We start from the raw sequence: 13,296 nt of genomic DNA, 5'->3' as shown, positions 1-13,296 counted from the left end.
GGCCGCCCACGGGCGGGCTGCGGCGCAGCCCAGGGCCTCAGTTGCCTTTCACGGCGTAATCAGGGCGCTTGTCGTTGCCTGGGATGAAGGGGCTCCAGGGTTGCGCCCGCAGCGGTTGCTCGGTTTCCCACACCACGCTGAACTGCCCATCGTCCTGGATCTCGCCGATCATCACTGGCTTGTGCAGGTGGTGATTGGTCTTGTCCATGGTCAGGGTGTAGCCCGAAGGGGCCTTGAAGGTCTGCCCGGCCAGCGCTTCGCGCACCTTGTCCACATCGGTGGATTTGGCTTTTTCCGCCGCCTGCGCCCACATGTGAATGCCCACATAGGTGGCTTCCATCGGATCGTTGGTCACCGCCTTGTCGGCGCCAGGCAGGCCTTTGGCCTTGGCATAGGCCTTCCAATCAGCGACGAACTTCTGGTTGACCGGGTTATCCACCGACTCGAAGTAGTTCCAGGCGGCCAGATGGCCCACCAACGGCTTGGTGTCGATGCCTCGCAGCTCCTCTTCGCCCACCGAGAACGCCACGACCGGCACATCGGTCGCTTTCAGGCCCTGGTTGGCCAGCTCTTTGTAGAAGGGCACGTTGGAGTCGCCGTTGACCGTGGAAATTACCGCCGTCTTCGCCCCGGCCGAGAACTTCTTGATGTTGGCGACGATGGTCTGGTAGTCGGCGTGGCCGAACGGCGTGTAGACCTCCTCGATGTCCTTGTCGGCTACGCCCTTGCTGTGCAGGAACGCACGCAGAATCTTGTTGGTGGTGCGTGGGTAGACGTAGTCGGTGCCCAGCAGGAAGAAGCGCTTGGCGCCGCCGCCGTCCTCGCTCATCAGGTATTCCACCGCCGGAATCGCCTGCTGGTTGGGCGCAGCGCCGGTGTAGAAGACGTTCGGCGACATCTCTTCGCCTTCGTATTGCACCGGGTAGAACAGCAGACCATTGAGCTCCTCGAATACCGGCAATACCGATTTGCGCGACACCGACGTCCAGCAGCCGAACACCACCGCGACCTTGTCCTGGGTCAGCAACTGGCGGCTTTTTTCGGCGAACAGCGGCCAGTTGGACGCCGGGTCCACCACCACCGGCTCCAGCATCTTGCCGTTCACCCCACCTTTGGCGTTGATTTCATCGATGGTCATCAAGGCCATGTCCTTGAGCGACGTCTCGGAGATGGCCATGGTCCCGGACAGCGAATGCAGGATGCCGACCTTGATGGTCTCGGCTGCCTGGAGGCTCCAGCTAAGGCCCATCGCCGCCATCGAGGCGCTGAGGGTGAAGGCCTTGATCAGACTGCGTCGCTTCATGTGCTCTCTCCGCTGAGATCGGGTAGTGGTAGTCAGTGGAGAGATTGCAAAGGCTGTGCCTGACGACCGCGCACGCTCGGTAGAGCGGTTGTGCAAGGAATCGGCGCGCAATCGAGAGCCAGGTTGGTGCCTGCCGAGCTGGCCTGCACAGGAATGGGGCTGATGATGAATATTTTTGACACATAATGGGCACTTGAGTACCGTGCCGCATCGCAGTAGTTTCTGCGTTCGGGATTGGCGTCCCGCTGTCAGAACCGGGCACATCGCACCTGCGATAGCGTGTCCTGCATGGTTGCACCCGTCATGGGCGGATCCGTGTGTGGGAGCCTTCGGGCTCACCGGAACTTCTGACCGGTAACGCCAACCCGCACGGCTCCGTCCACCCATATTGGCGTATGGGCACGGAGATACACTTCAGAAGGCTTCAGGAGATGCACCATGCTCAAGAAGATCGTTCCAGATCCACCCCGCACATCTCGTTCCGTGACCGCCAGTGCCGATTTCGGCACCTGCAATCAGGCTCATGATCCAATACTGTCGGTTCAGGCTGGGATCGATAGCGAGGATGCACTTGTATGCGCCGTTGCCGCGCTGAAAGCGGCTTATGAAACCAATGCCGCAGCACTGGAAAGGGTGGGAGAGCCGCTTCGTAGTTTACTGACCGCGACGGAAAACTCGCTAGAGAAAGGTTTGGCCCTGGCCGAGGCAGTGCTCAAGGGGTTGGAGCAAGGCTGAAGCGGCCTGGCTGTTGTGCGCCCATTCGCCAGTTCTGCCTGAGAATGGGCTGCACAGTTTGCTGATCAGTTGCTCGACGACCCACGTACGGCAGTACGCGGCTGGCGCCGGCTACGCACGAACTGGTAGGTCACCGCCAGGATCACAAACCAGATCGGCGTCACCACCAGCGCCGAGCGGGTGTCGGCTTCAAGGCTCAGCAGCACAAGGATGCCGGCGAAGAACGCCAGGCACACGTAGCACATCAAGCGCCCGCCAGGCATCTTGTAGATCGACTGCTCGTGCAGCGCCGCGCGGTGCTTGCGGTAGCTCAGGTACGACAGCAGGATCAACGTCCAGACGAACATGAACAGTACCGCCGACACCGTGGTGACCAAGGTGAAGGCTTCGATCACGTTCGGGACCAGGTAGATCAGCACCGCGCCGAGCAGCAGGCACAGGCAGGAGAAGTACAGGCCGTTGGCCGGCACGGCGCGGCGGGACAGTTTTTCGAACGCTTTGGGCGCATCGCCTTCCTGGGCCAGGCCGAACAGCATGCGGCTGGTGGAGAACACCCCGCTGTTGGCAGACGAGGCCGCCGAGGTCAGCACCACGAAATTGATGATGCTTGCCGCCGCTGGCAGGCCAGCCAGTACGAACAGCTCAACGAACGGGCTCTTGCCCGGCACCACGTCGCGCCATGGGGTCACGGCCATGATCGCGATCAGTGCCAGTACATAGAACACGATGATGCGGATCGGGATCGAGTTGATCGCCCTGGGCAGCGTGCGCTCCGGGTTTTTGGCTTCGGCTGCCGTGGTGCCGACCAGCTCGATGCCCACGAAGGCGAAGACTGCGATCTGGAACCCGGCGAAGAAGCCCATCAGGCCGTGGGGAAACATGCCGCCGTCATTCCACAGGTTGGCCAGTTGAGCCGTGCGTCCGCTGGGGGAGGTGAAGCCGGTAATGACCATGTACAGGCCGGTGGCGACCAGGCCCAGGATGGCAATGATCTTGATCAGGGCAAACCAGAACTCCATTTCGCCGAACAGCTTGACCGTGACCAGGTTCAGCGACAGCAGCACGGCCACGCAGGTGAGCGCCGGTATCCACTGAGGCAGGTCGGGAAACCAGAACTGGGTATAAGCCGCAATGGCCACCACGTCGGCGATGCCGGTGACCACCCAGCAGAACCAGTAGGTCCAGCCGGTGAAGTAGCCCGCCCAGGGGCCGAGCAGGTCGGCGGAGAAGTCGATGAACGACTTGTAGTTCAGGTTCGACAGCAGCAGTTCGCCCATTGCGCGCATGACGAAGAACAGCATGAAGCCGATGATCATGTAGACGAAGATGATCGAAGGCCCAGCCAGGCTGATGGTCTTGCCCGAGCCCATGAACAGACCGGTGCCGATGGCACCGCCAATGGCGATGAGCTGGATGTGTCGGTTGGTGAGGTTGCGTTGCAGGTGTTGGTCGTCGGGTGGAGTCGGCGCAGTTAGCGTCATAGGCTGCATTCCCTTGTAGAGGTCAGTCGCATTGGCTGACGTAGCCGGCTAGGCTATCACGCACTGCAAAGGTGCGGGCGTGACAGATCGACACGATATCGCGAGTGCAGGGCGCTTTAGAAATGATCGGGGTCAAGCGTCGGCGCTTTAGAGAATAATCCTGCACCTACAGGCAGGGGCCGTGAAACGCTCGGCGGGCCTTTCGGCCCGCCTGGGGTTTCACGACAGCCGCCTACGGGCCGCTATGCCTGCGCCGCCGCCCTTGCCCGCCGCACCATCAGGTTGTCGAGTACCCACATCAGCACCATCGACACCCCCACCAAGGGGAAAACGAGCCCCAATGCCAGCATCACCACCACGGCCGTCTTCCAGCGCGGCAGGTCGTGGCGCAAGGGGGGAACGCCCAGGCCGCCTTCGGGCCGTCGTTTCCACCACATCACCAGGCCACTGACCGAACCCAGCAGAATCATCAGGCACACCAGTGCAATGACGATCTGGTTCAGCGGGCCGAACATCTTGCCCTCGTGCAGCATGACCCCAAGTTCCGTGGCGCGGGCTACAGGGCTGTAGTCCTGCCAGCGCACATCGGCCAGCACCTTGCCGGTGTACTGGTCCACATGCAGGGTGGCGTCGTTGCGTGGGTCGTCGGCGAATACCGCGACGGTGAATACGCCGTCGGCCGTGGTTGGCCAGGTGATGCTGTAGCCCGGCTCCACCTGCCGCGCAGTGGCGATGTCCTCGACCTGTTGCAAGCTCACATTCGGTGCGGCCGGTTGGCTGGACATTGTGTGATGCCCGGCATGCTCGGCATGGGCGCCAGATTGAGGCATCGGCGTGTTCTCCATGGCCCAGGGCACGGTCTGGCGGTGAGCATGGTTGAGCTCGCGCGCCTGCTGGTCCGACTTCGGCACATCGTTCCACATCGCTACCGGAAAGCGGTTCCACAGGTCGGCATATTGCTTGCCCCAGAACCCGGTCCAGGTCATGCCGCTGAGCAGCATCAACAACAACAGCGCCGAACCCCAGAACCCACTGACCGCATGCAGGTCGCGCCAGAACAGCCGGCCTCGGGCGGCCAGGCGCGGCCACAGCACGCCTGCGCCCAGGCGCCCGCGAGGCCACCACAGGTACAGGCCCGAAACCACCAGCACGATGCCCCAGCCTGCGGCCAGTTCCACCAGGCGATCGCCCAGGGTGCCCACCATCAATTCGCCGTGCAGGGCGCGGGCGATGGCCTGCAGATTGCGCTTGCCGTCCTGCTCGCCGAGGATCTTGCCGCTGTACGGGTCGACGAACACGTTCAGCTCGCGGCCCTCTTCGTGCACCACGAACTGCGCACTGCGCTGCGCGTTCAGCGGCGGCAGGTACTGGCCCACATGGCCTTCAGGGTGGGCCTTGCGCACTTCGGCCAGCATCACATCGGCCCCTTGGCGATGATGGCCGGCCTCAACCACCATCAGGTCGCGGTACAGCCATGGATCGAGCTGCGGCTTGAACAGGTATACCAGCCCGGTGAGGGCCAGCAGGATCATGAATGGGGCCACGAATAGCCCTGCATAGAAATGCCAACGCCAGGCCAGGTTGTAGAATGAAACGCGTGTTCCTCTCATGGGAACCTCCAGGTAAACCCGCACAGGGCGCAGTCACTGCCGCGCCCGCGGTGGATGTCAGAAGCTGAAATCGACTTTGGTCCAAACGCTCCGGCCGGGCTCATTGACCGGTTGAGGATCGCTGGCCGGGTAGCCGAAACCGGCATTGCCCGCCAGGTTCAGGTGTTCGGCGTAGGTCTTGTCGAACAGATTGTCGACCCCTGCACTGAGTTTCAGATTTTTGCTCACCTTGTACGCGCCGTTGAGCGAGAACACCCCAAACCCTGCACTGGCGTCATAGTCTTTGCCAACCACATTGCCCTGGTTGCGGGCGATGCGGTTCTGCGCTGCGACCAGCCGCCAGAGCGCGCCTGCGCTCCATGCATCGCGGCTGTAGGTCAGGCCCAGGCGGCTTTCCAAGGGCGGCATCTGGGGCAGTGCCTTGCCATCGCTGCTGTTCTTGCCCCAGGCGTAGGCCAGTGTGGCATCGGCCTTCCAGGTATCGCTCAGCGAGTAGGCCGCACCCACTTCGCCACCCATGATGCGGGCGTCGATGTTCTGCGCCTTCGAAGTCGCCATGCCCATCATGCCAGTGCGGTAGTCGAACAGGATGTAGTCGCGGATCTGCCCGACATAACCCGAAGCCCAGGCTTCCAGCCGTTCGCTGCGGTACTGGACACCGAAGTCGAGCTGCGTCGTCTTCTCGGGTTCGATGCCGTCGAAGGCATTGACCGACCCGGTGGGCGCTGTTTTCGGCGAAAACAGCTCCCAGTAGTCCGGGAAACGCTGGGCGTGCCCAAGGCCGATGTAGGCCGTTGCCGGCAGGGCTGCCAAGTCGTGTTCGTAGCGCACGAAGCCGCTGGGCAGCGTGTCGGCGCGGGTGTCGTTGCGGGTCGGGCTGGCCTGGCGCAGATCCCGCGCCGACGCGCGGTCCAGGCGGGCGCCGGTGATGACCCGGTCGTCGCCGCTGAGCGACCAGGTCAGCTCGCCGAACACGCCGTAGTTGTGAAAATCGGCATCCTTGGTCCAGGCCTGGCTTTTGTGCGCATCCACGCCCATGCCTCCGCGCTGGCGATGCGCGTTGGTCTGTGCGTCGATACCGCTGATCAACTGCACATCGGCCCAGCGCCAGGTCGCCTTGAGGCGTGCACCCATCGTGCGGCGGTCGACATTGCTGACCATCGGCATGCCCATCATGCCGCTGCCAGAGGGTGTGCGAAGGCTGTAGTTGTCCATCACATGGTCGGCATAGTTGTAATAGGCCTGGGCTTCGATCTTGTCGAGTACCTCGCCGAGGTTGGATTTTTCAAAGCGCAGGCCCAGGCTTTCACGCTTGAACTGCGAACCGTCCATGCCCCGACCGGCATAGCGCGCCTCCCCATCGCCCTTGCCGGCGGTGAGTTCGAGCAACGTATCGGCATCGGGCGTCCAGCCCAGGGCGACATCGCCGTTCCATTTTTCCCAGCGCGACGGCACTGAATCGCCAGCCCCGTCATGGTAGTCATCGGCACGCGACTGATTGCCGACGAAACGGGCATAGGCCTGACTGTTGCCGACAGCAGCGTCCAGCACCTTGTCAAAGCGGCCATTGGTGCCGGTGAGCAGGCTGGCATTGACGCGGCTGCCAAGGGTGCCGAATGCCTCGGGGTCACGCTCGAACAAGACGGTGCCTGCCGACCCGCCCGGCCCCCAGATCACGCTCTGCGGGCCTTTGATCACGGTCAGTCGGTCGTAGGTTTCCGGGGCGATGTAGGCGGTTGGGGCATCCATGCGGTTGGGGCAGGCGCCCAGCATCAGCCCGCCATTGGTGAGGATGTTCAGCCGCGAGCCGAACATGCCACGCAGTACCGGGTCGCCGTTGGTGCCGCCGGCACGAATGGCCGAAAAACCGGGAATGGTTTTCAGGTAATCGGCACCGTCACTGGCCGGCACGGGCTGGCGAGGGTCCTTGGGGTTGGTGACCACGGTCAGTGGTGAGCTGGGGGCGATGGCGGTGATGACCGTAGGGCCGAGCTCAGGTGCAGCGGATGAATGGGCAACGTGGCCAGGGTCTGCCGCCAGTGCGACAGGGGTCAGCAACGAGCCACACAGGGCGGCGATGGTCCCGCGCAGGGACAAAAGAGGGGTGCAGCCGGACATAATGATTCCAGTCGATCAGTCGTGAGAAGACGCGAAGCGATCAGGCTTCGTGCGCTAATGGGTCAAACACTGATCGAAACGGGCGGTGCGCGGCTGCGGGCGCCGGGGAAAACGGCCTGCCTGGCATGCCCGTGGCGCGTGGCAGGCTGAAGATGGACCTGAGACAGGGCGGCTGCCAGGTTGAGGGGGCTGAGCGCCTGGGGCAATGCAGGGCAGTTGAACAGCAGGCTGCAGTAGCCGCACTTTTCCCACATCACATGAAGCTGGCCGTCCTGGCTCGGGCCGTGATGAGCGTCGCCATGCTGATGAGCAGCCGGCATCGGCATGTCCATCGGCATGGCCATGCCGGCGCCGTGGTGATCCATGGGCATCGACTGGGAAACCAGCGGCCCGATGAAAATCATCCACATGGCGAACAGGCTCAGCCATCCGCCACCGGCGCGCCTGCGATCAGGGCGGGTGGTACGGAGCTGGCGGTGTGGCGACGAGCGCATCACGCCCTGTCAGCGGCAGTCAGTGCTGATGAGCCTGCGGCTGGCCAGTCGGCGGTGCTTTCTGCACAGCCACTTGCACGGTGATGGGGCCGGCTTTCTCGAAGCGAAGGGTCAGCGGGAAGCGCTGGCCATCGGTCAGCAGGCTGCGATCCTTGGGCTGCATGAGCATCACATGGTAAGCGCTGGGTGCAAACACCAGATCCTTGCCTGCGGGCACTACCACGTTTGGCACTTGCTGCATGCGCATGGCACCGGCCGCGCTCATGGCGTGCTCGTGCAACTGGGTGTCATCGCTGATGGGGGACTCGGCGCTCAGCAGGCGGTCATCGGTGTTGCCATTGTTGTGCACCACGAAATACGCGGCGACGTTGGGGGCATTGGGCGGCAGCTGCAATGACCACGGATGGGCGATATGCAGGTCGCCCACGGTGTATTCGTGAGCATGGGCGAAGGCGGTGGGCAGCAGGAGGGCGGCCACGGCAAGAGCGTGCTTGAGCATGATGGATGTCCCGATGGAATGAGGTTCAGGCAGGCAGCGTGAAACACTCAGGCAAGCGGGGAGGCACGGGGGTTGAGCGCGGGCCTGAGCTGGCGCGGCGTAGGCGTGGGTGGCGCATCCAGCGACAGTGGGCCGGCAAGACGAGCAGGCGGGGCATGCAGCTGTAACGCTTGGCCGCTCAATGCGAGTGGCGGCGCGGCACCCAGGCAGCACCAGCAGTGCATCGTGCTGGCGCTGTCATCGCTTTGCGGGCCCAGGTCGATCTTGGCCAGGGCCTGCACATCGACCTTGGCCTTGTTGGCCATGCTGGAACAGAAAGCCCCCCACAGCAGTTGCTCTGCCGGGCCTTTGGGCGCAGCAGAGGACAACGGCATGGCCAGCAGGTTGAACAGCACCGCTAGGCAGGCTATCCAGGCAATGTGCCGACGTGGGGGCATGGAGAGATCCGGTCAGGAATCGTGGTGACTATTGTACGGCCGAGTATAAGCAAATTTGGCAGGGTGCGGTGACGTGACGCAGGTGGCGTGCCTGGCCGCTGGCTTCGCGATGCCCTGGCACCGCGAAGCCGTTCAGGTTCAGGCCTTGTTGCGGCCCATCAGGCCGCGTACGGTTTCCTGCAGGTCGGCAGGCAGTACCACCACCTTGGCGTTATTGCTGCTCGCCAGGTTTTCCATGGCCCCGACGTAACGCTCACCGAGCAGGTACATGGCCGGGACGGTTTCGTTGCCGACCGCTTCCTTGACCAGCGAGATGGCCCGCGCCGAGGCTTCGGCCAGGCTGATCTGCGCCTCGGCATCCAGCCGGGCGGCCTGCAGGCGCGCTTCGGCTTCGAGTACTGCCGCCTGCTTGGCGCCTTCGGCACGGGTGACGTCGGCCTTGCGCTCCCGCTCGGCGGCCGCCTGGCGTTCCATGGCCAGCTGCATGTTCTGGGACGGCTTGATGTCCTGGATTTCCACCGAGCGCACGGTCACGCCCCAGTCTTCGGTCTGTTCGGACATGGCCTCGCGCAGGCGCGCCTTGATTTGCTCGCGGCTGGAAAGGGCTTCGTCCAGGTCCATGGCGCCGACGATGGCGCGCAGGGACGTCATGGTCAGGCTGGTGACGGCAAAGGCGTAGTCCTGCACGCCATAGGACGCCTTCTGCGGGTCGATGACCTTGGCGAAGCACAGGGCGTTGGCGACGATGACGGCGTTGTCGCGGGTGATGATTTCCTGTTCCTGCACATCGAGGATGATGTCCTTGGTCGGCAGGCGATAGGCAACCACGTCCATGTAGGGGATGACGACGTTGAGGCCAGGCTTGAGGGTGGTGTGGTAGCGGCCCAGGCGCTCGACGATCCATTCCTCACCCTGGGGGACGATGCGTACCCCCTTGAACACGGTGATCAGGACGAACAGGGCGATGGCGCCGACGACGATGAGGCTGGTCATGATGGCAAATTCCTTTTTTACGGATTCAGGCCCGGATGACGCGGGCGGTATTTCCTTCGACGGCGATCAGGCGTACCCGCTCGCCAGCCGGGATGGTGGTATCGGCAATGCAGGTCCACTCCTCGTTGCCCAGTACGGGCTTCTGAAAGCGCACCCGACCTTTCTGGAATTCGGACACACCCGTGGTCAGCAAGCCGACCTCGCCGATCACGCTGGCGGCGGTCCAGCGCTCATCCGGCTGCTTACGGCGAAACACCTTGAACCACAGCAGGGTAGTCAGCGATGAGAGCACGACCCAGAGCAACCCTTGCATGTCCAGCTCCAGGCCTGGAAACGCCAGGGAGGCCAAGGCCACCAGCACGGCACCGATACCGAACCACAGGATGAAGAACGTGGGCAGGACCAGTTCGAGCAACATCAGCGCGATGCCGAACACCAACCAGATCCACCATTGCAATTCCATATCAGGCACGTCTTCCGAGGGGGGCGCCCGAGTTTAAGGCAGGACTGCGACACATGGCCACTTGCAGGCGCTCGGAAAATGCCCAAAGGGGTGTAGGAGCTCAACCCCCCTAGGCGCTATGCAAGGGGCTTTCGTCACATAGCAGACAAAGCCGCCACCAGTTCCGGTAGGGCATGGAACGTCCGATCGGCAATCGGCAATGTCGGTCGCTTGAGAATGAACACCGGCAGGCCTAGCTCTCGGGCTACTTCCAGCTTGGGTTCGGTGGCGACGCTGCCGCTGTTCTTGCTGATCAGAACGTCGATGCACCGGTCGGTGAACAGCGCACGCTCCTGGTCCAGGTCGAAAGGCCCGCGGGCACCGATCACCTCGCAGCGCGCATTGCCAGGACAGGCCTGCAGGGCGCGTAATGTCCAGAACTGGCCATCCGGGATGGCGTCCAGGTGCTGCAGGGGTTCCCGGCCCAGGGTGAACAGCGGTCGGGCATACGGCCCAATGCCCTGCATCAGCGCCGGCCAGTCTTCGACTTCGCGCCAGTCATCCCCCGCCTGTGCCTGCCAGGCCGGACGGTGCAGGGCCCAGCAAGGGATCCCGACACGCTGCGCGGCGCTGGCCGCGTTGGCGCTGATACGGGCGGCGTAGGGGTGGGTGGCATCGACCAGCAGCGTGATGCCGTTTTCACGCAGGTACTGGGCCAGCCCAGCGGCCCCCCCGAAGCCGCCCACGCGTACCTGGCACTGCAGGTCGTCGGGCACCCGGCCGATGCCGGCAAGGCTATAGATGTGGTCTGGGCCCAGCAGGCGTGCGATGGCCAGCGCTTCGGTAATGCCGCCGAGCAGCAGAATGCGCGCCTTCATGGCTGGCCCGCTCGACCGACGATGCCGCCCTGGCGGTCGATGGCGACCACCTCGACGCTCACCTGCGCAGGCACGACGCTACGGGCGAAGGCCAGGGCATGCTGGCACACGGCATCGCCCAAATGGACACCGGCGCTGTGGGCCAACGCCAGGGCCTGCTGGCTGGTGTTGGCGGCCACGATGGCAGCCTGAAGCGCCGGATCGGCCCCGCCTGCTGCTGCCCAGCCCGCCAATTGCGGCAGGTCGATGCTCGAATGACGGCTGTGCAGGTCCATGTGCCCGGCGGCCAGCTTGCTGATCTTGCCGAAGCCCCCGCACAGGGTCAGGCGGGGCACCGGCACCTTGCGCAGATGCTTGAGCACCGCCCCAACGAAGTCGCCCATCTCGATCAGGGCGATTTCCGGCAGCCCGTAGACACGGCGCATGGTGTCCTCGCTGGCGTTGCCGGTGCACGCGGCAATGTGGGTGTAGCCGTTGGTGTGCGCCACGTCGATACCTTGATGAATGGAGGCAATGTAGGCTGCGCAGGAGAAGGGGCGCACGATACCGCTGGTGCCCAGGATCGACAGGCCGCCGAGGATGCCCAGGCGTGGGTTCATGGTCTTGAGCGCCAGGGCTTCACCGTCCCGCACGTTGAGGGTGACCTCGAACCCGCCGGTGTAGCCGCATTCGACGGCCAGGCCCTGCAGGTGGTCCGTGATCATACGCCGTGGCACCGGGTTGATGGCCGGTTCGCCCACGGCCAGGACCAGCCCAGGCCGGGTCACAGTGCCCACGCCTGTGCCTGCGACGAAGTGCACACCGGCCTGGGCACGCAGGCGCACCTGGCTGAACAGCAGTGCACCATGGGTCACGTCCGGGTCGTCGCCGGCGTCCTTGAGCGTGCCTGCTTCGGCGTAATCGTCAACCAGGCGGCAGAACTCCAGGCGCATCTGCACCACCTTGCCCTTGGGCAGGGTGATACTCACCGCATCGCTGTCTGCACCGGTGAGCAGCAGACGCGCTGCCGCCAGGCTGGTCGCGGTGGCGCAGCTGCCAGTGGTCAGGCCACTGCGCAGCGGGGCGGCCTGTTCGCGGGTTTCTTCACGCATCGGCCGGCTTGACCACGTCGAGCAAGGTGATGGGCAGCGCCTGGCGCCAGGTATCGAACGCACCCAAGGGCTGGGCATGGGCAACATGAATGCGTGTCAGTTCGCCACCGTGCTGCGCCTTGAAGTGGGCCAGGGCCAGTTCGCTTTGCACCGTCACGGCGTTGGCCACCAGCCGACCGCCTGGGCGCAGGCTGGACCAGCAATGCGCCAGTACCCCTGGACGGGTGACCCCGCCACCAATGAACACCGCATGCGGCGGTTCCAACCCTTCCAGTGCCATGGGGGCCTTGCCGCGCACCAGGTGCAGGCCAGGCACGCCCAAGGCATCGCGGTTGTACTCGATCAACCCCTGACGGCCCTCGTCGGCCTCGATGGCCACGGCGCGGCATGCCGGGTGTGCACGCATCCATTCGATGCCGATAGAGCCGCAGCCCGCGCCCACGTCCCAGAGCAGCTGCCCGGGCTCGGGGGCCAGCCGGCCCAGGGTGATGGCGCGCACATCGCGCTTGGTCAGTTGGCCGTCGTGCCGGTAGGCGTCATCGGGCAGGCCTGCCAGGCGGTGCAGGCGAGGCGCTTCGGGCGCTGCCACGCATTCGATGGCCACCAGGTTGAGCGCAGCCGTTTGCCCGTGCTGCCACGTGGACGCCTGCCCGTGCAACTGGCCCTGGGCCTCGCCACCCAGGTGTTCGAAGACCCATAGGCGGCTGGGGCCGAAACCCCGTTCGCGCAACAACGCGGCAATGGCCGCCGGGCTGTCTCCATCGTTGCTCAGTACCAGCAGGCGCAGGCCGCCATGCAGGTGCGCGTTGAGCGCGGCCAGGGGCCTTGCCACCAGCGACACCACCTGCACGTCCTGCAGCGCCCACCCAAGGCGCGCAGCAGCCAGGGCGCACGAGGAGGGCATCGACAGCACCTGCATTTCGTCGGCAGGCACCTGGCGCGCCAGGCTGGCGCCCACCCCATAGAACATCGGGTCGCCACTGGCCAGCACGCACACAGGCGAGCCGCGCAGCGCCAGTACCGGCGCTAGCGAGAAAGGGCTCGGCCAGTGCAGCCGTTCGCCGGTCACGCAACGCGGCAGCAGGGCCAGCTGGCGAGGGCTGCCGAAAATCCGTGTCCCACTGAGCAGCGCTCGGCGAGCCTGTTTGCCCAGACCGCTGAAACCGTCTTCGCCGATGCCTACTACTGTGAGCCAGGGTGCCATTGATACCTCTA

Annotated in this window: 13 protein-coding genes; 1 reads left to right on the top strand and 12 read right to left on the bottom strand. The window is 64.4% G+C overall.

Going from position 1 to position 13,296, the window contains the following annotated elements:
* Window positions 1-37: 37 nt before the first annotated feature.
* Entirely contained in the window at window positions 38-1,303 is a 1,266-nt protein-coding gene (gene urtA, locus FS767_RS16805; protein ID WP_027915294.1) for an urea ABC transporter substrate-binding protein, read from the bottom strand.
* A gap of 438 nt (window positions 1,304-1,741) precedes the next feature.
* On the opposite strand from urtA, the gene FS767_RS16800 reads away from it, so the two are divergent.
* The gene (locus FS767_RS16800) at window positions 1,742-2,038 is read left to right on the top strand and encodes a hypothetical protein (RefSeq protein WP_027915293.1); all 297 of its coding nucleotides are present in this window, start codon (window positions 1,742-1,744) and stop codon (window positions 2,036-2,038) included.
* Window positions 2,039-2,103: 65 nt separating this feature from the next.
* Here FS767_RS16800 and cycA read toward each other — a convergent pair whose 3' ends face one another.
* The 11 genes from cycA to FS767_RS16745 all read right to left on the bottom strand — a co-directional run bounded on the left by cycA (window position 2,104) and on the right by FS767_RS16745 (window position 13,285).
* Window positions 2,104-3,519 carry a D-serine/D-alanine/glycine transporter gene (gene cycA, locus FS767_RS16795; protein ID WP_144966961.1) on the bottom strand — a complete coding sequence of 472 codons (1,416 nt, stop codon included), beginning with the start codon at window positions 3,517-3,519 and terminating at the stop codon, window positions 2,104-2,106.
* Window positions 3,520-3,761: 242 nt separating this feature from the next.
* Entirely contained in the window at window positions 3,762-5,129 is a 1,368-nt protein-coding gene (locus FS767_RS16790; RefSeq protein WP_144966960.1) for a PepSY domain-containing protein, read from the bottom strand.
* Between the two features lie 57 nt (window positions 5,130-5,186).
* Window positions 5,187-7,247 (bottom strand): TonB-dependent copper receptor, encoded by a 2,061-nt coding sequence (locus FS767_RS16785; RefSeq protein ID WP_144966959.1) that lies wholly within the window; start codon window positions 7,245-7,247, stop codon window positions 5,187-5,189.
* Window positions 7,248-7,309: 62 nt separating this feature from the next.
* Window positions 7,310-7,741: a DUF2946 domain-containing protein gene (locus tag FS767_RS16780; RefSeq protein ID WP_144966958.1), complete on the bottom strand. Its 432-nt coding sequence runs from the start codon at window positions 7,739-7,741 to the stop codon at window positions 7,310-7,312.
* Between the two features lie 19 nt (window positions 7,742-7,760).
* Window positions 7,761-8,240, bottom strand: a complete 480-nt coding sequence (locus FS767_RS16775) for a copper chaperone PCu(A)C (protein WP_144966957.1) — start codon at window positions 8,238-8,240, stop codon at window positions 7,761-7,763.
* 47 nt (window positions 8,241-8,287) lie between these two features.
* Window positions 8,288-8,677, bottom strand: coding sequence for a DUF2946 domain-containing protein (locus tag FS767_RS16770; RefSeq protein ID WP_144966956.1), 390 nt, complete (start codon window positions 8,675-8,677; stop codon window positions 8,288-8,290).
* Between the two features lie 138 nt (window positions 8,678-8,815).
* Window positions 8,816-9,670 (bottom strand): SPFH domain-containing protein, encoded by an 855-nt coding sequence (locus FS767_RS16765; RefSeq protein WP_023534515.1) that lies wholly within the window; start codon window positions 9,668-9,670, stop codon window positions 8,816-8,818.
* A 25-nt stretch (window positions 9,671-9,695) separates the two neighbouring features.
* Complete coding sequence (locus FS767_RS16760) at window positions 9,696-10,133, bottom strand: NfeD family protein (protein WP_058638227.1); 438 nt, start codon at window positions 10,131-10,133, stop codon at window positions 9,696-9,698.
* Between the two features lie 134 nt (window positions 10,134-10,267).
* On the bottom strand, window positions 10,268-10,990 hold the full coding sequence (locus FS767_RS16755; protein WP_144966955.1) for a cobalt-precorrin-6A reductase: 723 nt from the start codon (window positions 10,988-10,990) through the stop codon (window positions 10,268-10,270).
* Complete coding sequence (locus tag FS767_RS16750; protein ID WP_144966954.1) at window positions 10,987-12,081, bottom strand: cobalt-precorrin-5B (C(1))-methyltransferase; 1,095 nt, start codon at window positions 12,079-12,081, stop codon at window positions 10,987-10,989. Before FS767_RS16750 ends, FS767_RS16755 begins: the two co-directional genes overlap by 4 nt.
* Complete coding sequence (locus tag FS767_RS16745; protein WP_058638224.1) at window positions 12,074-13,285, bottom strand: bifunctional cobalt-precorrin-7 (C(5))-methyltransferase/cobalt-precorrin-6B (C(15))-methyltransferase; 1,212 nt, start codon at window positions 13,283-13,285, stop codon at window positions 12,074-12,076. Before FS767_RS16745 ends, FS767_RS16750 begins: the two co-directional genes overlap by 8 nt.
* Window positions 13,286-13,296 lie beyond the last annotated feature (11 nt).

This window comes from Pseudomonas sp. DE0010, from assembly GCF_007680745.1.
Taxonomy (GTDB): Bacteria; Pseudomonadota; Gammaproteobacteria; order Pseudomonadales; family Pseudomonadaceae; genus Aquipseudomonas; species Aquipseudomonas parafulva_B.
Note: the sequence above shows the minus strand (reverse complement) of the source record. Positions and strands in the feature narration are given on the sequence as shown.